The sequence below is a fragment of the Marmoricola sp. URHA0025 HA25 genome (assembly GCF_054059435.1).
The window spans coordinates 3,439,687-3,459,959 of record NZ_JBSSCD010000001.1 but is presented as its reverse complement, the minus strand read 5'-3'; the positions used below and the strand labels follow the sequence as shown (position 1 = coordinate 3,459,959).

20 protein-coding genes, 1 tRNA gene and 2 pseudogenes are annotated in these 20,273 nt (G+C 70.8%); 10 read left to right on the top strand and 13 right to left on the bottom strand.

Annotated features, from left to right (window positions below):
- Positions 1-150 precede the first annotated feature (150 nt).
- Positions 151-402, bottom strand: a pseudogene (locus ACVW00_RS17060) (histidine kinase dimerization/phospho-acceptor domain-containing protein); the annotation flags it as partial.
- Positions 403-852: 450 nt separating this feature from the next.
- Here ACVW00_RS17060 and phoU point away from each other — a divergent pair.
- Entirely contained in the window at positions 853-1,509 is a 657-nt protein-coding gene (gene phoU / locus ACVW00_RS17055; RefSeq protein WP_457112090.1) for a phosphate signaling complex protein PhoU, read from the top strand.
- Positions 1,510-1,619: 110 nt separating this feature from the next.
- On the opposite strand, the gene ACVW00_RS17050 is transcribed toward phoU, so the two are convergent.
- The 3 genes from ACVW00_RS17050 to ACVW00_RS17040 form a co-directional block, all read right to left on the bottom strand.
- Positions 1,620-2,363 (bottom strand): phosphoglyceromutase, encoded by a 744-nt coding sequence (locus ACVW00_RS17050; protein WP_457113131.1) that lies wholly within the window; start codon positions 2,361-2,363, stop codon positions 1,620-1,622.
- A complete protein-coding gene (locus tag ACVW00_RS17045; RefSeq protein ID WP_457112089.1) occupies positions 2,360-2,926 on the bottom strand; it encodes a hypothetical protein in 567 nt (188 codons plus the stop codon). Before ACVW00_RS17045 ends, ACVW00_RS17050 begins: the two co-directional genes overlap by 4 nt.
- A 92-nt stretch (positions 2,927-3,018) precedes the next feature.
- Entirely contained in the window at positions 3,019-3,744 is a 726-nt protein-coding gene (locus ACVW00_RS17040) for a UbiA family prenyltransferase (RefSeq protein ID WP_457112088.1), read from the bottom strand.
- A 203-nt stretch (positions 3,745-3,947) separates the two neighbouring features.
- Between ACVW00_RS17040 and ACVW00_RS17035 the strand changes: the two genes are divergently transcribed.
- Together ACVW00_RS17035 and ACVW00_RS17030 are read left to right on the top strand one after the other, a co-directional pair.
- Positions 3,948-4,433 carry a CarD family transcriptional regulator gene (locus ACVW00_RS17035; RefSeq protein WP_457112087.1) on the top strand — a complete coding sequence of 162 codons (486 nt, stop codon included), beginning with the start codon at positions 3,948-3,950 and terminating at the stop codon, positions 4,431-4,433.
- A gap of 105 nt (positions 4,434-4,538) precedes the next feature.
- Positions 4,539-5,093 (top strand): 2-C-methyl-D-erythritol 4-phosphate cytidylyltransferase, encoded by a 555-nt coding sequence (locus ACVW00_RS17030; protein WP_457112086.1) that lies wholly within the window; start codon positions 4,539-4,541, stop codon positions 5,091-5,093.
- Here the strand turns inward: ACVW00_RS17030 and ACVW00_RS17025 are convergent.
- The 3 genes from ACVW00_RS17025 to ispF all read right to left on the bottom strand — a co-directional run bounded on the left by ACVW00_RS17025 (position 5,082) and on the right by ispF (position 7,214).
- Complete coding sequence (locus ACVW00_RS17025) at positions 5,082-5,783, bottom strand: IspD/TarI family cytidylyltransferase (protein WP_457112085.1); 702 nt, start codon at positions 5,781-5,783, stop codon at positions 5,082-5,084. The genes ACVW00_RS17030 and ACVW00_RS17025 overlap by 12 nt on opposite strands.
- A 14-nt stretch (positions 5,784-5,797) precedes the next feature.
- Positions 5,798-6,667, bottom strand: coding sequence for an alpha/beta fold hydrolase (locus tag ACVW00_RS17020; protein WP_457112084.1), 870 nt, complete (start codon positions 6,665-6,667; stop codon positions 5,798-5,800).
- A 61-nt stretch (positions 6,668-6,728) separates the two neighbouring features.
- Positions 6,729-7,214 carry a 2-C-methyl-D-erythritol 2,4-cyclodiphosphate synthase gene (gene ispF, locus ACVW00_RS17015; RefSeq protein WP_457112083.1) on the bottom strand — a complete coding sequence of 162 codons (486 nt, stop codon included), beginning with the start codon at positions 7,212-7,214 and terminating at the stop codon, positions 6,729-6,731.
- Between the two features lie 84 nt (positions 7,215-7,298).
- On the opposite strand from ispF, the gene ACVW00_RS17010 reads away from it, so the two are divergent.
- Positions 7,299-8,834 carry a molybdopterin-dependent oxidoreductase gene (locus ACVW00_RS17010; RefSeq protein WP_457112082.1) on the top strand — a complete coding sequence of 512 codons (1,536 nt, stop codon included), beginning with the start codon at positions 7,299-7,301 and terminating at the stop codon, positions 8,832-8,834.
- 25 nt (positions 8,835-8,859) lie between these two features.
- Positions 8,860-9,633, top strand: coding sequence for an SDR family NAD(P)-dependent oxidoreductase (locus ACVW00_RS17005; protein ID WP_457112081.1), 774 nt, complete (start codon positions 8,860-8,862; stop codon positions 9,631-9,633).
- 145 nt (positions 9,634-9,778) lie between these two features.
- On the opposite strand, the gene ACVW00_RS17000 is transcribed toward ACVW00_RS17005, so the two are convergent.
- Complete coding sequence (locus tag ACVW00_RS17000) at positions 9,779-11,080, bottom strand: peptidase C39 family protein (protein ID WP_457112080.1); 1,302 nt, start codon at positions 11,078-11,080, stop codon at positions 9,779-9,781.
- Between the two features lie 73 nt (positions 11,081-11,153).
- Between ACVW00_RS17000 and cysS the strand changes: the two genes are divergently transcribed.
- From cysS to ACVW00_RS16985, 3 genes are all read left to right on the top strand, one after another.
- Entirely contained in the window at positions 11,154-12,575 is a 1,422-nt protein-coding gene (cysS, locus tag ACVW00_RS16995; protein WP_457112079.1) for a cysteine--tRNA ligase, read from the top strand.
- Complete coding sequence (gene rlmB / locus ACVW00_RS16990) at positions 12,575-13,525, top strand: 23S rRNA (guanosine(2251)-2'-O)-methyltransferase RlmB (RefSeq protein WP_457112078.1); 951 nt, start codon at positions 12,575-12,577, stop codon at positions 13,523-13,525. Before cysS ends, rlmB begins: the two co-directional genes overlap by 1 nt.
- A 97-nt stretch (positions 13,526-13,622) precedes the next feature.
- Entirely contained in the window at positions 13,623-14,081 is a 459-nt protein-coding gene (locus ACVW00_RS16985) for an RrF2 family transcriptional regulator (RefSeq protein ID WP_457112077.1), read from the top strand.
- A 3-nt stretch (positions 14,082-14,084) separates the two neighbouring features.
- Here the strand turns inward: ACVW00_RS16985 and ACVW00_RS16980 are convergent, their stop codons facing one another.
- Positions 14,085-15,848, bottom strand: coding sequence for a glycoside hydrolase family 13 protein (locus ACVW00_RS16980; protein WP_457112076.1), 1,764 nt, complete (start codon positions 15,846-15,848; stop codon positions 14,085-14,087).
- A gap of 93 nt (positions 15,849-15,941) precedes the next feature.
- Here ACVW00_RS16980 and ACVW00_RS16975 point away from each other — a divergent pair.
- Positions 15,942-16,014: transfer RNA gene (locus tag ACVW00_RS16975), tRNA-Thr, on the top strand.
- 157 nt (positions 16,015-16,171) lie between these two features.
- On the opposite strand, the pseudogene ACVW00_RS16970 reads toward ACVW00_RS16975, so the two are convergent.
- From ACVW00_RS16970 to ACVW00_RS16960, 3 genes and pseudogenes are all read right to left on the bottom strand, one after another.
- Positions 16,172-17,194, bottom strand: a pseudogene (locus tag ACVW00_RS16970) (tyrosine-type recombinase/integrase); the annotation flags it as partial.
- Positions 17,194-17,361, bottom strand: coding sequence for a helix-turn-helix domain-containing protein (locus ACVW00_RS16965; protein WP_457112075.1), 168 nt, complete (start codon positions 17,359-17,361; stop codon positions 17,194-17,196). The pseudogene ACVW00_RS16970 and the gene ACVW00_RS16965, both read right to left, overlap by 1 nt.
- A 504-nt stretch (positions 17,362-17,865) precedes the next feature.
- Positions 17,866-18,294, bottom strand: coding sequence for a hypothetical protein (locus tag ACVW00_RS16960; protein WP_457112074.1), 429 nt, complete (start codon positions 18,292-18,294; stop codon positions 17,866-17,868).
- Between the two features lie 339 nt (positions 18,295-18,633).
- Between ACVW00_RS16960 and ACVW00_RS16955 the strand changes: the two genes are divergently transcribed.
- The gene (locus ACVW00_RS16955) at positions 18,634-18,912 is read left to right on the top strand and encodes a hypothetical protein (RefSeq protein ID WP_457112073.1); all 279 of its coding nucleotides are present in this window, start codon (positions 18,634-18,636) and stop codon (positions 18,910-18,912) included.
- A gap of 317 nt (positions 18,913-19,229) precedes the next feature.
- Here ACVW00_RS16955 and ACVW00_RS16950 read toward each other — a convergent pair whose 3' ends face one another.
- Positions 19,230-20,273, bottom strand: a complete 1,044-nt coding sequence (locus ACVW00_RS16950) for an ABC transporter permease (protein ID WP_457112072.1) — start codon at positions 20,271-20,273, stop codon at positions 19,230-19,232.

Below are 20,273 nucleotides of genomic sequence, written 5' to 3'. Positions count from 1 at the left end.
CGCGCTCGCGTCCGTCGAGTTCTCGTCCAGCGCGCGCTTGAGGATGTCGTCGACGTCCACCGGCATCGGCTCGTCGAGGGGGTCGTCCCCCTGGAGCCGCGAGAGCTCGATGATCTGCTGCACGAGCCTTGCCAGCCGCTCGCTCTCGGTGTGCATCCGGCCGGCGAACCGCTGCACCGCCTCGGGGTCCTCCGCCGCCTCGATGACCGCGTCGGAGAGCAGTCGGATCGCGCCGACCGGTGTCTTCAGCTCGTGGCTCACGTTCGCCACGAAGTCGCGGCGGATCGACTCGACGCGGTGCTCGCGGGTGCGGTCCTCGACGAGGGCGAGCACCAGCTGCGAGCTCAGCGGCGCGACCCGGGCCGAGACGTGCCGGGGCGGCGTACCCGGGGCGCGTTGCATGACGATCTCGGTCTCGCGGATCTGGCCGTCGCGGCGTACCTGCTGGACGAGCTCGGCGAGCTCGCGTACGGCGATCCGGCGGTCGCGCACCAGCCCCATGGCGATCGCCGGGGCCGATGCCTTGAGCACCTGCTCGCTGCTGTCGACGACCAGGGCGCTGCTGCGAAGCGCCGAGAGCACCGCCGCGATCCCGGGGGGCAACGACGACCCGGGAACCGGGAGGGCGGGCCTCGTCTGGGCCTCGCTGATCCGCCACGCGAGGACGACGCCGGCCCCGAGGACCGCCCCGAGCAGGGCGAACAGGAGGGCTTGCGTCGTGGAGCTCACGGCAGTGATCGTACGCAGGGTTTCACCTGCTGTTCGGCCTGCGGAGGTGGCCTTCAAGGACTGTTCGCACCCCGTTCACGATTCGTCGCTCTCCGTTCACCTGGCGGAACTACGCTCAGCGTCATGCGCGATGCCTACACCGACCAGCTCGACTCGATCCGCGACGACCTGCTGACGATGACCAGGCTCGTCGGCGAGGCGGTGTCCAAGGCCACGACGGCGCTGCTGGACGGCAACGCCCAGCTCGCCGAGCAGGTGATCTCCGAGGACGAGGCGATCGACGCGCTCCGGGTCCGGATCGAGGACCACAGCTTCGACCTGCTGGCGCTGCAGAACCCGGTTGCCGGTGACCTGCGGATGCTCGTCGCCTCGCTGCGGATGGTCGGCGAGTTCGAGCGGATGGGCGACCTTTCGGTGCACGTCGCGAAGATCGCGCGACTGCGGGTGCCGGAGGTCGCGGTGCCCGACGAGATCGTCCCGACGATCGCCCGGATGGCCGCGGTGGCCGAGGTGATGGTGGCCAAGGTCGGCCACATCATCGCCGACTCCGACATCGCCGCGGCCGAGGAGCTCGAGCAGGTCGACGAGGAGATGGACCGGTTGCGCAGGTCGTCGTTCCGCGAGCTGCTCGGCTCTGACTGGAAGCACGGCGTCGAGCCGGCCGTCGACATCGCGCTGCTCGGGCGCTACTACGAGCGGATCGCCGACCACGCGGTCTCGATCGCCCGCCGGGTGGTCTTCCTGGTCACCGGCGAGCAGCCGGCGTACCTGAACGACTGAGCGGCCGGGCGGGCAATTTCACTACTTCCGTAGTGAAACCCCGGCTCCCCGTATGCGATCGCGTACGGGAAGCAGCCGTTTCACTACGCAAGTAGTGAAACCCGGGGCCGTCAGCGACCCTGGTTCGCCACCGCAGCCGCGGCCGCCGCGGCGGCCTCCGGGTCCAGGTAGCGCCCGCCGGAGACCGTGGGTACGTGGCTCTCGTCGAGCTCGTAGACCAGCGGCATGCCGGTGGGGATGTTGAGGCCCGCGATGTCGTCGTCGGAGACCTGGTCGAGGTGCTTGACCACCGCCCGCAGGCTGTTGCCGTGGGCGGCCAGCAGCACGGTGCGGCCGGCCTCGAGGTCGGGCACGATCGACGCGTCCCAGTAGGGGAGCATCCGCGCCACGACGTCCTTGAGGCACTCGCTGCGCGGCATCTCGGGGCCGAGGTCGGCGTAGCGCGGGTCGCCGGCCTGTGACCAGGGGTCGTCGTCGGCGATCGGCGGCGGCGGCACGTCGTACGAGCGGCGCCAGAGCATGAACTGCTCTTCGCCGTACTCGTCGCGCACCTGCTTCTTGTCCTTGCCCTGCAGCGCGCCGTAGTGGCGCTCGTTGAGCCGCCAGGACCGGCGTACGGGGATCCAGTGCCGGTCGGCCGCGTCGAGCGCCAGGTGGGCCGTGGTGATCGCCCGGCGCTGCAGCGAGGTGTGCACCACGTCGGGCAGCAGGCCGGCCTCGACCAGCTGCTCGCCGCCGCGGGTCGCCTCGGCGCGGCCCTTCTCGGTGAGTGCGACGTCGACCCAGCCGGTGAAGAGGTTCTTGGCGTTCCACTCGCTCTCGCCGTGGCGGAGCAGGATCAGCGTTGCCATCAGCCGGTCACCCGGTTGCGGTGGGGGTCGACGAGGGGCTCGACGACGGGCTGGAGGACGGCTTCTTCGACGGCTTCGAGGAGCGGGCTCGAGGTCGGCGAGGCGCTCGGCAGCGGTACGTCGCCGTAGTCGCCGGCCGCCTCGACGACCGGCACCTTCAGCGTGGTCGACTGACCGCTGCCGAAGACGAAGGTGAGCTCGATGAAGGTGCCCGGTGTGATGGCGTCGCCCTCGAGCGTCAGCTGGCCCTCGTCGGCGAGCGGGACCGCTTCAGCGGCGGGGATGCTGACGGAGTCGCCGGACGCGGTCACGTCGGGCCCCGACACGCTCTCGAGGCGGTCGTCCTGGGTCTGGTCCTTGTTCACCAGGGTGCCGGCGAAGGTGCCGGACCCGTCGGTGCCGCTGACGATCAGGGCGTTGAGGATGTCGACGTTTCCCGCGCGGTCGTTGACGCCCACGGCCGGCTGGTAGACCTGATCGGTCTGCTCGTTGAACCCGCAGGCGGTCAGGGCGGGAGCCAGCAGGAGGGCGGCGATCGCGACGCGACGCTGGGTCGGGGACTTCACGGACCTCGGGTCCTCTCCGGTGCGACGGACGGACGTGCGCCGGGCCGCGGGCCTGCCGTGCGGGTAGTCCGGCGCGGCTGCAGCCTACCGTCTCACTGACGCAGCCCGATCGTCAGAGTGGCCACCGCGAGACCGGCCACGGCCGCGGCGGTCAGGAGGATGGTCAGCACCAGGAGGCGGGGCGCGCCGATCCGCAGGGCGAGCCGCAGCGGGAGGTTGCGGGCGCCCGACTTGTTGTCCTCGACCAGGTCGCCGAGCGTGGTGACGAAGTGCAGGCAGAACCCCACGGCTGCGGCCGCACCGGTGACCGCGTACGTCGGCGGATCACCGTGCACGCCCTTGCCCCAGCCGCCGTAGGCCAGGAACGCCGGCAGCAGCGCGAACGTCAGCGTCCAGCCCAGCCAGGACAGCGCCGTCCGGTGCAGCCAGCGGTTGTGGAGCCATCCGATCGGGAGGGTCGCGATGAGTGCCAGCCCGGCGGCGGTGCCGGAGTACATGGACAGCGGCACGGCGAGCAGGACGAAGACGTACATCCAGTAGCTCGCCCGGTTGGCGGGCAGTGCGCCGCTCGCGATCGGCTTGCCGGGTGTCTGCGCGCGGTAGTCGTGGTGCTGGTCGCAGAGGTCGTTCGACAGGCCGAGGGAGAGCTGGACGGCGAGCACCGCGGCGGCGGTCAGCAGGTACTCGCGCTCGGACCTCCCGTCGATCGCGGCGAGGACTCCCAGCACGGCGGTCAAGAACACGGCCTGCTTGGGGTGGGCGCTGCGGACCAGGTCGCGGACCCGGCCCGATCGCGTGGTCGAAACCGCATCGCTCATGGGCGAAAACTATCGGCACGGGCACCGCCGGCGTGGCTGCAACGGGCGCGACCTCGTCACGAAACCGAGGGGGCCGACCGCGTCGGACGCACATCGACGGCAGAGTTGTCAAGCGTCGATTGCCGCTCTGACCTGCGCAAACGCGGAGGGAGCGGCTGTCCGCGCGTGTTAGACTGGGTACCTCGAAAGGGGTTCACAAGCACATGACTTTCACCGTCGGCGAAACGGTCGTTTATCCAAATCACGGGGCTGCGGTCATCGAGGACATCGAGATGCGCGCCATCAAGGGCGAGGAGAAGCAGTACCTCGTACTCCGCATCGTGGCCCAGCAGGACCTGGTCGTCAGGGTGCCGGCGTGCAACCTCGACCTCGTCGGGGTCCGCGACGTGGTCGACAAGGAAGGTCTCGACCGGGTGTTCGACGTGCTGCGTGCCGTCGTCCCCGACGAGCCGACCAACTGGTCGCGCCGCTACAAGGCCAACCTGGAGAAGCTGCACTCCGGTGACGTGATGAAGGTGGCCGAGGTCGTCCGCGACCTGTGGCGCCGCGAGCGTGACCGGGGCCTCTCCGCGGGCGAGAAGCGGATGCTGGCGAAGGCACGCCAGATCCTCGTCTCCGAGCTGGCGCTGGCCGAGCACACCAACGAGGACAAGGCCGAGGCGATCCTCGACGAGGTCCTCGCTTCCTGAAGCGAGCACACGGGGAGCCCACGGGCTTTCCCCGGTAGATCACTGCGGCGCCCCCGGCCACCGGCCGGGGGCGTCTGCGCTTCCCCTGCGGCCTAGGGTCGAGCCATGGACGAGGAGCGGCCGCTGGGCTGGGTGCCGGTGGAGGGCCGTGGCTCGCTGCCGTTCGCGCTGGTCCACGGGGAGTCGCTGGTGGCCGCGGCGTCCTGGGCGCTGGGCGAGGCGGGGGTCGACCTCTTCGACGCCTCGGTCAGCTTCGAGCAGGTACGCCAGTCGGGCCGCGCCCTGGTGCTCCACGACCCGCTCTGCCCGCTGACACCGGTGGCCTTCCTGAGCGAGGCGGTCGAGCAGGCCATCGAGGCCGAGTCGGTCGTCGTGGGCTTCCGGCCGGTCACCGACACGATCAAGCAGACCGAGGGCGAACTGCTCGGGGCGACCGTGGATCGGGAGGGTCTGCGCGCGGTCACGTCGCCGGTCGTCATCCCGGCCGGCGTCCTCTCCGGCCTCGAGCGGCTCGACAGCGATGACTTCCCGCGACTGGTCGAGACGCTGGCGGCGACCTCTCCGGTCCTCTGGCTGGAGGCGCCGCCGCTCGGGCGGCGCGTGCACGACGAGGCCGAGATCCGCGACCTCGAAGCACTCAGCCGCGCGTCACGCCCCTGAGTCGGGGTCGCACGATCCGACCAGCTCCTCGGCGAGCCGGAGGTCGTCGGCGAAGGTGATCTTCAGGTTGCGGCGCTCACCGGCGACGGCGTGGACGGCCAGGTCGGCGTACCGCTCGAGGAAGGCGGCGGTGTCGGTGCCGGCGAACCCGTCGGCTCGGGCCGCGTCGTACGCCGCGAGCAGCGCACGTGCGTCGAAGGCCTGTGGCGTCTGCACGGCGACCAGGCCGTCGGCGGCGAGTGCGCCGTCGGCGGTGCTGAGCCGGCCGGCAACGACGGCCGGCACCGCTGCTCCGTCCCGTGCGGCGACGTCGATCACTGCCCGGAACAGTGCGGCCGACGCCAGCGGCCGGGCACCGTCGTGGATCGCGACCACGTCGATCTCGCCGCGCTCGATGTCGTCGCGCAGCGCCTGCAGGGCCAGGTACTCGGAATCGTGGCGCTCGTCGCCGCCGTCGACCAGCCACACGTCGTGGACGCCCAGGTGCGGAGCGAGGGCGTCGGCGACGTCGGGCCGGTCGTCGGGACGGATGACGACCACGACGCGATGGGCTCCGTCGACGTCGAGCGCCGTGCGCACGCTGTGCGCGAGGACCGGCCTGTCGGCGAGCGGCAGCAGCACCTTGTTGCGCTCGGCCCCCAGGCGGCGACCTGATCCGGCGCCGAGCACGACGATCGCCGATCTCGGCATGGCGGCCACGTCGTTCACACGTGCGGGCGGACGAGTCGGACGAGCGTCGTCGACACGAGCTCGTCGCGCTCGAGGGTGAGCATGTGCCCTGCATCCGGTACGACGGTCAGCACCGCGCCCTCGACGTGGTCGGCGATCCGCCGCGCGTGCGCCGGGGGAGTGAGCAGGTCGCGCGTGCCGACCAGGACGTGCGTGGGGATGCCGTCGAGCACCTTGAGTGCGTCGGCACGGTCGTGGCGCATGCAGTCCTCGTAGAACCCGACCAACGTGGCGGAGGAGCAGTTGATGATCCCCTCGACCGTCAGGGCGGCGTCCGCCAGGCGCATCGGACGTCCGAAGAGGAAGCGCCGCACCACTTGGCGCTCGATGATCGGCGCCCGCCGGCGTGCACGGCGGGTCAGGGTGCGCGAGCGGAGCGCCAGGGCGCGGGGGATCTGCGCGCGCACGAACGGACCCATCTCCGGCAGGCCGAGCGTGACGGTGTCCAGCTGTCCCGAGGAGGTCGCCACGAAGGCGGCGCCGACGACCCGGTCGTAGACCTCGGGGCGCTGCTGGGCGAGCGCCATCATCGTCATCCCGCCGATCGAATGCCCGGCGAGCACCAGCTTGCCGTGTGGTGCATGGGCGTCGAGGACGTCGGCCATGTCACGCGCGAGGTGGTCGATGGTGCAGGAGCGCTTCGGGGCCGCGTCGGAGCCCCCGTGGCCGCGATGGTCCCAGGTGACGATCCGGATCCGGTGGCCGAACTCCCGCTGCAGCGCCCGGACCTGGTAGTGCCAGTCCTCCTGGTTGAGCGTCCAGCAGTGCGCCAGGGCCACGGCCAGCCCGGCGTCCTCGGGGCCGTAGGTGCGGACGTCGAGCTCGAGTCCGTCGAAGGTCCTCATGGATTTAGTGTGCCCTCTGGTAACAGGAAACTGCGGAAATGTGGTCCACCCGACACCGCGGTCAGCCGAGGTGGCCGGGACGGGTGAGGAGCGCGGTCGCGATCGCGGCGACCCCTTCGCCCCGCCCGGTGAGGCCGAGGCCGTCGGTCGTGGTCGCCGAGATCGAGACGCTGATGCCGTGCCGCTCGTCGAGCGCGGCCTCGGCCTCCGCCCGCCGGGTGCCCAGCCGGGGACGGTTCCCGACCAGCTGCACGGCGACGTTGCCGACCGACCAGCCCGCGTCGCCGACCCGGCGCAGGGTCTCGGCGAGCAGGGCGTTGCTGTCGGCGCCGGCCCACTCCGGGTCCGCCGTACCGAAGGTGCTGCCGAGGTCGCCCAGTCCGGCGGCGGACAGCAGCGCGTCGCAGATCGCGTGCAGCACCACGTCGCCGTCGGAGTGCCCCTCGGGGCCGTCGCTCTCCTCGGGCCAGTCGAGCCCGGCGATGCGCATCGGACGCCCCGCGGCGAGTCGGTGTACGTCGGTGCCGATGCCGATGCGCAGGTCCACGCGACGATCATGCCCGAACCGGCCCGGCGGCGACGTCAGCGGTTCGTAAGACCGCCGTGTGGCGTGATGCGGGAGCATGGGCGGGTGAGGCCTGATCGCTCGACCGCGTCCCTCGCGCTCGCCGGCGTCGTCACCGGCGTCGCGGGCGTCGTCACGAGCCAGGCGACGGTCTGGGCGCTGGGGGCGAGGAACGGCCCGGTCGTCGCCGTCGCCAGCGCCGTGCGCGACTTCACGCCGGGATGGCTCGCGCACCGGCTGATCAAGAGCGTCGGGCACCTCGACAAGCCGCTGCTGGTCACCGGGACCGTCGTCGTCCTGGTGCTGATCTGCGCCGCCACCGGGCTGCTCTCGGCCCGTCATCCGCTCGTCCCGGACGCCGTCTTCTTCGCCCTCGCAGTGGTCGGCCTGGCCGCGGTGGTCCGCCTCGAGGACTCCGGGACCGCGTCGGGCCTCGCCGTCGTCGTCGGCCTGGTCACCTGGATCGTCACGCTGCGCTTCCTCACCGCTCCGTTGCTCGCGGAGCCGCGACCTGCCGCTGACGTCGACACCGATGCGAGCGGCGCCAGCCGTCGCGCGTTCCTCACCCGGGTCGGGGGCGTCGCGGTGGTGGTGGCCTTCGCAGGCGCGGCGGGTCGCTTTGCGAGCCGGAGCCGCCGCCACGTCGAGCAGGCACGCAAGCTACTGCGGCTGCCGGTCGCGAGGGGCGCGGTGCCTGGGGGCGCCGACCTGAAGGTGCCGGGCATCGCGCCCTGGCGCACGCCCAACGACAGCTTCTACCTCATCCACACGGCCCTCTCCGCGCCGTCGATCTCGCCCAAGGACTGGCAGCTGCGGATCCACGGGATGGTCGACAACGAGCTGACCCTCACCTACGACGACCTGGTCCGCAGGCAGCTCACCGAGGCGTGGGTGACGCTGTGCTGCGTGTCCAACGAGGTGGGTGGTGACCTCATCGGCAACGCCTACTGGTCCGGCGTGCTGGTGCGCGACCTGCTCTACGCGGCCGGCGTCCGCTCCGGCGCCGACGCGGTGCTGCAGACCTCGCACGACGGCTGGACGTGCGGCACCCCGCTGACCGCGTTGACCGACGACCGCAACGCCATGCTCGCCGTGGCGATGAACGGCCAGCCGCTGCCCATCGACCACGGGTTCCCGGTGCGGATGGTGGTGCCGGGTCTCTACGGCTACGTGTCGGCGACCAAGTGGCTGGTCGACCTCGAGGTCACCCGCTTCGACAAGGTCACCGCGTACTGGACCGACCGCGGCTGGTCGGAGAAGGGCCCGGTCAAGACGCAGTCGCGGATCGACGTGCCGCGCGACGGCAGCAACGTGTCGGCGGGCTCCGTCCGGATCGGCGGCAGCGCCTGGGCCCAGCACACCGGCATCGAGCGGGTCGAGTACCAGCTCGACGGAGGGTCGTGGCAGGACGCGCAGCTGGGCGGCGTACCGGATGTGGACACGTGGGTGCAGTGGACCGGCAGTGTCGACGTCGAGCGAGGCGACCACATCCTGCTGGTCCGGGCGACCGACAAGTCCGGCTACACGCAGACCTCGGTGCGCAGGGACGTCGTGCCGAACGGCGCGACCGGTTGGCACTCGGTGTCGTTCAGCGCCGGCTAGGCGCTTGCGGCCCTACGCTGCGCGCATGGACCAGGACTTCGCGGACCGCGCCGGCACGGCGCTCGTCGTGGGTGGCAGCGGCGGGATAGGCCGGGCGATCGTGCGGATGCTCGGTGAGCGCGGCAGTGCCGTGGTCGCCACCTATCGCTCGTCGCCCGAGAAGGCGCAGGCAGCGGTGGCCGAGGCGACCGTCCACGGTGTGCGGGGCGAGGCAGTCGCGATGGACCTGCACGACGACAGCGCCTGCGCGGTGGCGGTCGAGCGCGTGGTGGCGGCGTACGGCGGCCTGCACACGCTCGTCTACGCGGCCGGGCCGCACGTGCCGATGCGGCACCTCAGCAGGGTCGCGCCCGCAGACCTCGCCGCGCAGCTCGACGGCGATGCCGCGGCGTTCTTCCGGGTGGTCGCGCCGGCGCTGCCGGCGCTGCGCGAGGCGGGCGGCAACGTCGTGGCGGTGACGACCGCGGCCACCTCGCGGTTCCCCGTGCGCGACGGACTGTCCTCGGCACCCAAGGCGGCCGTCGAGGCGCTGGTCCGTGGCCTGGCCGCCGAGGAGGGACGTTTCGGCGTGCGGGTCAACTGCGTCGGCCCCGGGATGCTCACCGACGGCATGGCCGCGCGGCTGATCGGCTCGGGCGAGCTCGACGAGCGTGCCCTGGACGCCGCCCGCGGCAACATCCCGCTGCGACGGTTCGGCAACGCCGTGGACATCGCCGAGGCGGTCTGCTTCCTCGCATCGGACCGTGCCGGGTTCGTGAGTGGGCAGAAGCTGGACGTGGATGGTGGGTACGGCGTCTGAGCGCTCCGGAATTCACTACTGGCGTAGCGAACTTCGGGCTCCCCGTACCGGATTCCATTCGGCAAGCCGGCAATTCACTACCGGCGTAGTGAATTGCGTCCCCGACGCGTTCCCAAGGGCTCAGCCGTCAACGCGATCGAGGAGCTCACCACGCCCGTACGCCGACGGGCCGCACCGGCAGCGGGTGGGCCGCGTCGCGCAGCACGTAGGCCATCCCACCGGACCCGCCGAGCCAGGCCCGCTCGAACTGCGCCCGGTCGTAGGTGCGCCGGACCGTGGCGTCCGCGGATGCGGCCGGGTCCATCACGACGGGGTCACCTGAGGCGGTGAGACCGGCCAGCACGACCAGGTGGCCGGCGGTCGAGGAGATCGGTGCGCCGGCGAGCTCGCCGCGCGAGAACCGGATCGACACCGCGAGCGGGATGCCGGCGCGCAGGAACCGCTCCGCCTGCTGCAGGTCGGCGAGCCGGGTCACGAAGGCGTCAGCCACCCGGGTGGCGGCGACCGCGGTGTTGAACGGCCAGTTGCCGGTGCCGTCGTAGCGGTAGTCGTAGGTCGTCCGCGCGACCTGGTTGACCCAGCGGTCGGCGTACCGGCGGTCGACCCAGCCGTAGGACGCCGGACCGGGGAGCCGGCCGTAGTAGCCGAGCACCATCGCGAGCGACGTCGGCGAGCACCACGCCTCGCCGCCGCCGCCGTACTCCGGGTCCTGGCCGCGGTGGATCATCTGCGAGTAGCCCGGCACGGGGAGGGACACCGCCGTCGTCGAGAGCGGTGATGAGGTCGCCGGCACGGAGGTGGTCAGCAGCGAGGCGACCGCCGACAGCGATCTCACTGCCGGACCCGGGCGACCGGGCAGGTGCATCAGCTGGACGCGGAGCTGGAAGCCCGCCAGCGCCACGCCGGGTCGCGCCTTCAACGTGTCGGTCGCGACCGCCGCGACCGCATCGGCCTGCGCACCCGCGCTGCGACGCTTGAAGGTGCGGTCGTGGCTCGACCAGCGGCCGAGGTCCTTGAACGTCGAGACCCGGCCCACGCTGTCGCGGGCGCGCACGAGGACCTGGACCCACGACCCGCCGGGAGTGCGCGCCGACCACGACGGCACCAGCTCGGCGAACGCCTGGCCCGGAGCGACCCACGACGAGGTCCACCGGGACATCGCGTAGCTCCTGCCGGCGACGGTCCGGACGCCGATGCTGCCGTTCACCCGCAGCGCGCCGTCGGCGTACCGGGCCGCGCGCGCCGTGCCGCCCGCGAAGTCGGCGGCCGTGGTGAACCGGGTCAGCGTGCTGACGCCGTGGTCGGCGACCATCCGCACCCGGGCGTCTCGCGGATCGCTGCGGCCGTGGCCGGCCACACCGAGCGGGACGGCCAGGCCGACGAGCACGAGCACCGACACCACCACGCGTGGATGGGTCAGCAGGCGTCGGGAAGGTCGGAGTCGCACCGACCCACGCTAACCCCACCAGCACCTCTGGTGTGCAATTTTCACAGGCCCGCCTCGTCAGTAGACTCGCCCGGTGACTCTGAGGCTGTACGACACTGCCGCCGGCGAAGTGCGTGACTTCGTGCCCCTGCAGGAGGGCAAGGCCGGCATCTACGTGTGTGGCCTCACCGTCCAGAGCGAGCCGCACGTCGGGCACGTGCGCTCGGCGGTGAACTTCGACGTGCTCCGGCGCTGGCTGCTGGCCAGCGACCACGACGTCACCTTCATCCGCAACATCACCGACATCGACGACAAGATCCTGGTGAAGTCGGCCGAGCAGGGCCGGCCCTGGTACAACCTCGCCTACGACATGAAGCGCCAGCTCGACAAGGCGTACGCCGACCTCAACGTGCTGCCGCCGACCTACGAGCCGGCCGCGACCGGGCACGTGCCGGAGATGCTCGAGCTGATCGGCACCCTGATCGAGCGCGGCCACGCCTACCCGGCCGCCGACGGGTCCGGCGACGTGTACTTCGACGTGCGGTCGTGGCCGGACTACGGCGAGCTGACCCACCAGTCGATCGACGACATGGAGGCGACCGAGGATGCCGACCCGCGCGGCAAGCGCGATCCCCGTGACTTCGCGCTGTGGAAGGGGCACAAGGCCGGCGAGCCGGAGACCGCGTCCTGGGCGTCGCCGTGGGGGAGGGGCCGCCCCGGGTGGCACATCGAGTGCTCGGCGATGGCCGGCAAGTACCTCGGCTCGTCGTTCGACATCCACGGGGGCGGCGTCGACCTGCGCTTCCCGCACCACGAGAACGAGCAGGCCCAGTCGCGTGCGGCCGGGCTCGGGTTCGCGTCGTACTGGCTGCACAACGCCTGGATCACCACCTCCGGCGAGAAGATGAGCAAGTCGCTGGGCAACTCCCTCGTGGTGCCCGAGGTGCTCAAGCAGGTGCGCGGCATCGAGCTGCGCTACTACATGGTGGCGGCGCACTACCGGTCGCACGTGGAGTTCTCCTTCGAGGCGCTGCAGGACGCGGCGTCGGCGTTCCGCCGGATCGAGGGCTTCCTGACCCGCGCCGCGACCCTGCTGGGCGAGGTGCCGACCGGCGGGATGCTCTGCACCGAGTTCGTCGAGGCGATGGAGGACGACCTCGGTACGCCGGCCGCGGTCGCCGCGATCCACGACGTGGTGCGCGAGGGCAACAAGCTGGTCATCGACGGTCCCTCCGACGCACTGCGCGGCAACGCCGCATCGGTGCGGGCGATGCTGGACGTCCTGGGGCTGGATCCTGCGGACCCGGCATGGGGCGGCTCCTCGGGCGACGAGGAGAAGCTCACCCATGCGATCGACGTCCTGGTCGCCGGGCTGCTCCAGCAGCGCTCAGAGGCCCGCGCTGCCAAGGACTTCACCACCGCGGACACGATCCGCGACCGGATCAAGGCGGCCGGCATCGAGGTCGAGGACACGCCAGACGGCCCGCGGTGGACGCTCGGCGAGGGGAGCAGTTGATGCCAGGGAATTCGTCCCGCAAGGGCGCCATCAAGAAGACCGGCAAGGGCAACCCGACGGCTGGCTCAGGCGGACGCGTCCGTCGCGGGCTCGAGGGCAAGGGGCCGACCCCGAAGGCCAAGGATCGCCCCTACCACCGGGCACACAAGCAGAAGGCGAAGGCCGAGAAGGTCGCGGCCACGCGTCCGAAGCGGCGTCCGAAGACCGGGGACACCGAGTGGATCGCGGGCCGCAACTCCGTCGTCGAGGCGCTGCGCGTCGGCATGCCGATCACCGCGGTGTACGTCGCCGAGGGCGCCGAGCGAGACAGCCGGCTGCGCGAGATCTTCGCGGTCGCCGCCGACCGTGGTGTCTCGCTCCTGGAGGTGCCGCGGCCCGAGCTCGACCGGATGACCTCCGGTGCCGTCCACCAGGGGTTGGCGGCCCGCATCCCGGCGTACGAGTACGCCCATCCCGACGACCTGCTCGCGCTCGCCGCCGAGCGCGGTGAGAAGGCGCTGATCGTCGCGCTCGACTCGGTCACCGACCCGCGCAACCTCGGGGCGGTGGTGCGATCGGCAGCCGGGTTCGGTGCGCACGGCGTGCTGGTCCCCGAACGGCGCGCCGCGGGCATGACGGCCGCCGCCTGGAAGACCTCGGCAGGGGCGGCCGCGAGGATCCCGGTCGCGCAGACGGTGAACCTCACCCGCCAGCTGAAGGCCTACCAGCAGGCCGGCTGCATGGTGGTCGGGCTGGCCGCCGACGGAGACGTGTCGCTGCCCGACCTCGACCTGGCCGACGGGCCACTCGTCGTGGTGGTCGGCTCGGAGGGCGACGGCCTGTCCCGGCTGGTCGCCGAGACCTGTGACCAGCTGGTCTCGATCCCGATGAGCTCCACGCTGGAGTCGCTCAACGCCGGTGTCGCGGCCTCCGTCGCGCTCTACTCGATCGCCCAGAGCCGCGTTGAGTAGCCAGCTCGTCGCCGGTACACCGGCTCGACTGACCACTCGGATGTGCCCGACACTCGATGAATCCGCGCTAAACCGACTGATCTGAGACACTTCAGCCATGCGCGTCACCGCCAAGTCCGACTACGCCCTGCGAGCTCTCATCGAGATCGCCCGCCGGGGCGGCGAGGGACCGGTGAGCGCCGAGGAGATCGGCCGGCTCCAGGACATCCCGCACGGGTTCCTCCAGGCGATCCTGGCCGACATGCGGCGGGCGGGCATCCTCGTCGCGCAGCGCGGACAGTCCGGCGGCTGGCGGATGAACCGCAACCCCGAGGAGGTCAGCGTGGCTGACGTCATCCGGGCAGTCGACGGGCCGCTGGTCTCGATCTACGGCCTGCGCCCGGAAGCGGTCCAGTACAACGAGTCGGCAGCGGTGCTGCAGCACGTGTGGATCGCCAGCCGGCACTCGTTGCGCGACGTGCTCGAGAAGGTCACCGTCCGGCAGCTGGCCGACGGCAAGCTGCCGCGGTCGGTGAGCAACCGCACGTCGGACGACGACGCATGGCAGCCGCACTGACGCTCACCGAGGCACCTGCCACACCATCGCCCGAGGGCCGCCCAGGCCGGGGTCGCCGACAGCGAGCAGGCTGACGCGCTCGTCGAGCCCCGGCAGCTCAGGGGTGGGTGTGTCCGTGCGGGCGACCGTCACGAGCAGCGTCTCCTCGGGATGCTCGCGCAGGTACGCGAGGTCGTCCGGCCCGATCCGCACCCAGCGCAGGCCACCGCGGCGCAGGGAGACGTGCTCGCGTCGCAGCCGGGCCAGGTCGGCGTACAGGTCGAGGGTGGTGGTGTCCCACCGCTCGCGGTCCTGCCACGGCATCGTCCGCCGGGAGTCCTCACCGTCGACGCCTTCGAGACCGAGCTCGTCCCCGGCGAACACCATCGGTACGCCGGGAAGGGTGAACTGCAGCACCGCGGCGACGTGGTGCAGCGCCACTGATCCGGTCGTCGTGCGGATGCGGGGGGAGTCGTGGGAGCCGAGGATGTTCCAGCTCGCGGTGACCGCGCGCCAGCCGAAGCTCGCGGTGAAGTCCCGCATCGCCGAGACCGCCGCCACGCCGTCGCGGCGAGGGACACCGACGGGCAGCCCGAAGCTGGGCACCGGGTGGTCGGGGTCGCGGAGCCACTCCCAGACCGGGAACGAGAAGCCGTAGTAGTTCATCGTCCCGTGCCAGCCGTCGCCGTCCAGGTCGCCGGTGGCGTCGTGGCCGTGCTCGGCGAGCACCAGGGCGTCCGGCCGGACCGCGACGGAGGTCTCGCGGATCTCCCGCGCCACGTCGTGGGCGACATCGCTGTCCGCCCGCCGGCCGGTCATGTTGGCGACGTCGATGCGCCAGCCGTCGAGGCCGAACTCGAGCCAGCGCTGCACCACGGCATACATCCGGCGACGCACCTCCTCCTCGAGGTGGTCGAGCTTCGGCAGGGTCGAGTGCCCCTTCCAGCCCTCGTGCCCGTCGTCGGTGAAGTAGTAGAACGAGCGCTCGTGCGATCCCGGGTCGTTGACCGCGGTGACGAACCACTCGTGGGTGTCGCCAGTGTGGTTGGAGGTCAGGTCGCCGAGCACCCGCATGCCGCGGGCGTGCGCAGCGTCGACGAGCCGGCGGTAGGCCCCGTCCCCGCCGAGCAGCGGGTCGACGCGGTCGAAGGTGCTCGCGTTGTAGCGGTGGTTGCTCTCGGCCGGGAAGACGGGCGTGAGATAGACGGTGTCGACGCCCAGTCTCTCGAGGTGGTCGAGGTGCTCGGCGATGCCGTCGAGGTCGCCGCCGTACAGCTGGAGCGGGGTGTCGGGTCCATCGTGGATCGGCGGGTCCGACCAGTCCGCCGGGACGGCCCACGGCGGCAGCGGTCGCCCGTCCGCGGCCGCCGACCGGGCGAACCGGTCCGGGAAGATCTGGTAGACGACCGCGTCGCGACCCCACTCGGGCGGGCCGGCGTACGTCGTGATCCGGAAGTCGTGGGCATCGGTCACGTCGCGGTCGAACACGCCGGCCTGGTTGAGCCAGCGGAACGTGTCGCCGGTGACGACGAGGAAGCGGTAGCGCTGCACCGGGTTGCGCACGTGCACCTCACCGGTCCACCAGACCGTCTCGCCGTCGGTGCGCTCCGCGGAGCACGGGGCGAAGAACGGCTCGCCGTCCTCCACGGTGCGCACCCAGACCGTGTCGACCGGTGCGTGGACGCTGCTGCGGACCCGCACGACGACGTGGCTGCCGAGCGGAGCCGACTCCTGCTCGAGGTAGAGGGGCGAGCCGTCGTGGTGCGGCTCGTGCATCAGGTGATCCACCGCCCCATCGTCGCGGATCGTGCCGGCTGCCACGACGGCGGCCGCCGGTACGATTGCCCGCGCGCCACCGATCCGCCCGGACGGTGGCTGCACGCCGGTGTAGCTCAGTTGGTAGAGCGCCTCACTTGTAATGAGGATGTCGCAGGTTCGACTCCTGTCACCGGCTCCGAGGCAAAACCGCTGGTCAGAGGCCCTTTCGCCGTGGTCGAGCTCGTCGTCGCGGAAGCCGCATTTCCGGCCCGTGCCCCCGTCGTGCCCCCGTTCTGGCTGACCTCGTCGATCCGCTTCGCCGCGTCCCAGAGGTTCTGGTCGATGAGGTGTCCGTAGAGGTCCATGGTCATGGCGGCCGAGGCGTGCCCCAGGATCCGCTGCACCACCTTGGGGTCGGCACCGGCGCCGAGCCAGACGCTGGCGGCTGTGTGCCGGAGGTCGTGGACGCGGAGGCCCGGCATGCCGATGGCCTCGATCGCCTTGGTCCAGCCGACCGACCGCTTCCAGTTCGCCTCACTCAGCGGCCCGCCGGCCGGTGCCGCGAACAGCCAGTCGGCCGGCCGCTTGCCGGCAGCCCAGCCGGCCACGATCGGCACGAGATCGGCTACCAGTGGCACGGACCGGGCCCGGTTGGTCTTAAGCGTGTCGACGAACAGCGTGCCGTCGGCCCGGCTGGCCAGCACCGTGCGCTGCAGCCGGAGACCGGCACCCGGCAGCTCCAGCAGGTCCCCGACCTGAAGACCGGCCAGCTCACCCCACCGAAGGCCGGCCAGGCCGAGCACCGGCACCACGTCGGCATACGGCCCGGCACACGCGTCCCGCAGCGCCCACAGTTGCGCCATGCTGAGGAACTGGCCCTCGCGTCGCGAGTGCGCCCCGCTCGGCGGCCGCACGAACGAGGCCGGGTTGACCGTGATCCGGCTGTCCCGGACGGCATGGTTGAGCACGGACCGGAGGGTGGCGAGGTAGCGGTTCACGCTCGACGCCGAGTGGCCGGCGGCAACCAGCGACCCGACCCACTGCTCGACCTCGGCAGTGGTGATCGAGGCGACGGGCCGGTCGCCGAACCGCGGCTCGACGTGCAGCCGCCACGTCGACTCGTCGGTTTCGCGAGTACGACGCTTGACCGCGCTGCGCGACGACAACCACTCCTCGGCAACGGCCTCGAGCGGCACTCGGCCCCGCCGAGGGTCGAACCACTCGCCGAGGTGCAAACGGCGCTTCTGCTCGCGCTCCCACGCTTCCGCGTCGCGGCGACGCTCGAAGACCCGCGTCGCGACCTCGCGCCCGTGGAACTTGATCCTCGCGCGGTAGCGGACGCCTCCGCCCGCCGTGGTGTAGCGCTGGATGCCCATCAGGAGGCATGCTCGCGGTTCTGCTCGACCCAGCGGTTCACCGCCGACTCCTCCCAGAGCAGCCGCCGGCCGACCTTCACAGCCGGTGCGAACCGGCCCTCCTGGCGCAGCCACCGCACCGTCAGGACGGGGACCCGCAGGTACTCCGCCACTTCGTCAATCGTCATCAGTCGTTCCATCGTCACTCCCGAGTGTTCGTGCCTTGGCAGCCCGAGCCGCCATGAATCCACGGTGCCACGGAGCAAGGACGCAGGCACTAGTCCGTTTCCAGTCCTGGGGGACTAGAGGCCCTGGAACGGCAACCGCTGTTGACCGCGATGTACCGACGCTGACCATCTCGCCCCGAGAGATCGGTCGAACAAGATCGCCGGAAATCTCGCACCCCGAGACGCCGCCCGAGATGCAAGATCGCCGATCAGCTCATGACCACCATGCAGATCACTCGCGAACCCACCTTCGGACCCACGGAACACCCAGACCACGAGCCTCTTCAAGCCTTCGAGGATCCAGACCAGAGAGACGACACACCTCTTGCACCTTTGGTGAGACCGCAGTTCGGCCGGCGCCAGAACGCGCCTCACACCGCCCACTGTGAGGCAGGTGCACAGCCAGTTAGACCACGGTGGCACCCGGGTCGCTCGGATGCGGGTCGTCGCAGTGGAAGGCTCGATCTAGCTCGGTATCGCCGGGGCGGAGGACAGCACCTGGTAAGCGGTGAGCCAAGACGGCTTCGACCTCGCGCGCCGAAGGCGCAGGACGTCGTTCACTGCGGCGGGCGCTTGGCCCAGGGCGACCGCGCCGGCGAAACCGACCGGCCCCACCCAGTCGATCGTCACAGCGCCCGTGATGCCGCCGATGAATAGCCCGGCCAAGTGCGTCTTGACGAGGCCGCCCACCCTCTTCTTCCCGATGACTGCGCCGCTGACTATGTACCGCTCGAATGCGTGGTGCGCCGCGGCCTCCAGGTCCCCGCCCGCCGCCTCGTCCAGCGCCTGTTGCTCCACGTCACGAAGGACCTCGCGAAACGCGGCCATCCCCGGGTGCCTACGCAGATCAGCCACGTCCTGCCACCCCAGGTCGGCCACGGTCGGCACGATCACCGGGAGCACGAAGCCGTCTGGTCGCCATCCGGACTCCAGACGGAACCGGGACTCGTAGACCCGGCGGTGCAGTGGGTCCGAGGCAGGTGAGGGGGTCTGTCGAGGGGTCGATCACGGGAGCGGAGGTCGCGTCGAGCGTGGCTCCTGAAGGCGGACGTCGTGTGTCCGATCGGCGGGTCTGTGGGGTTGCTTCTGAGTGGTGAACCCATCGCGGTGAACCGAACGCGACTTCCGATCAGAACGAGGTGGTCACCAGTGAGTACCGCGGCACGAGCTCAGGCGGGTCGCGGCCGCGCCCGAGAAAGTCGGCTGAAGGCGGCCCAAGAGCGGCGGCGGCGCTTGGACCCGGACCAACTGGCACGGGAGCAGCGAGTCGATGAGGCAACCGTCGATGTCGAGATGGCGTGGGAGGCCCGGGCAAAGGCCGAACATGCGGTGCAGGCCGCGGAACTCGCGGCTGCGAACGCGGTGGAAAGGCTCCTGAACGAGAGGCTGAGCGTCGCGGAGGTGGTGAAGCTGACCGGGCTCGATCAGGCGGCGGTCCGGAGACTTCGGCAGGCTCGGGTGGTCCGCTCGGAGATCCGCTCGACGGCACGACTCGACGGCGCGGAGAGCTGAACCTTGGCGGAATCGGCTCGAGGCGTCGTGAGAGAACATCGAGGGCTCGTATGAATTAACGCGCTACGTCCGACCCTCTGATCGGAACTGTAATCCAGAGGTGTCGCTCCATTCGGGAGGCTCATGCGATCGCGCCCGGAGCCCGCGAGTTCGTGTCGCCCCAGGTGCAGGCCGTGAGGGAAGCGAAGACCGTGACTGCCATCGCGAACGAACTCTGCGCCTCTGAGAGGACAGACAGTCAGCTGGGAACTGAGCGGGGTCGATTCGGTGTCGGCCCCTCTTTGGTCTGAACACCGGTTGACCGAGCGTTGTAACTCTCAAAGCGAGGCCTTTTGCGTGTGGGGTCCGCGGATTTCGCCATGCTCGGATATGCCCTCCGCACGCCTAGGCCGAGCCCCATTCGACCAGCGCTTGCGTCGGGAACGGATGGTTCGGCTCGCGATGCCGACGGAGACAAGCAGAGCGACCCCGTTGAACATCTCTGAGAGCCAGAACGGCGCTCCGATGAGCTGCAATCCTTTGACCCCTACGGCGAGCGTGAACACTGCCAGCACCGTGCCCCACGCGTTGACCTGTCCGGGCTTGAACTGGGTCGACCCCAAGAAGACAGCGGCGAACGCGGGGAGGAGGTAGGCGGGCCCGGTCTGTGCGCTGCCGGCGGTGATGCTGGCTGTGGCCAATACCCCTGCCAGCGCGCAGACCGTTGAGGAGATCGTGGTCGCCACGATCCGCAGTGCGTCGACGCGCAGGCCGTTCAGCCGTGCGGCGTCGATATTCCCCCCGATGGCATAGAGCTGTCGTCCGGGGGCAGTGTGCTCGAGGAAGTACCAGATGAGGGCGACTAAGAACAGGCAGAGCCAGACGACGGCCCTGATACCGAGCCACTGCTGCTCACCCAGACGGATGAATCCGTTGGGCAGTCCGGTGATGTCCTGCTGATCACTGACGGCCTGCGCGAGAGCGACGAGGACCGATCCCATGCCGAGTGTGGCGATGAGCGACTCGATGTTGAAGCGCGTGATCAGGATCCCGGTCACCACCCCCGTGACGATGCCGATAGCGAGCGCAGCGAGCACTGAGAGGCCAGTGGACTGCCCGTGGGTTGCTGCGAGGGAGGCGCTGGCGACGCTGCTCAGGGCGATGGCTCCCGAGATCGACAGGTCGATGATTCCGGTGGCCAGGGGTGCGACGAGGCCGACGGCGATGAGAGCGGTGATCGCCTGGTCGCTCAGCAAGGCATTGAATGTCGTTCGCGTGAGGAAGGTGTCCGGCCGCAGAAGCCCGAACACGATGATCAAGGCGATGAGTACGTAGATCGCGCTCACGTTGCGTGGCGACAGCGCGGCTGGCAGGCGAAACAT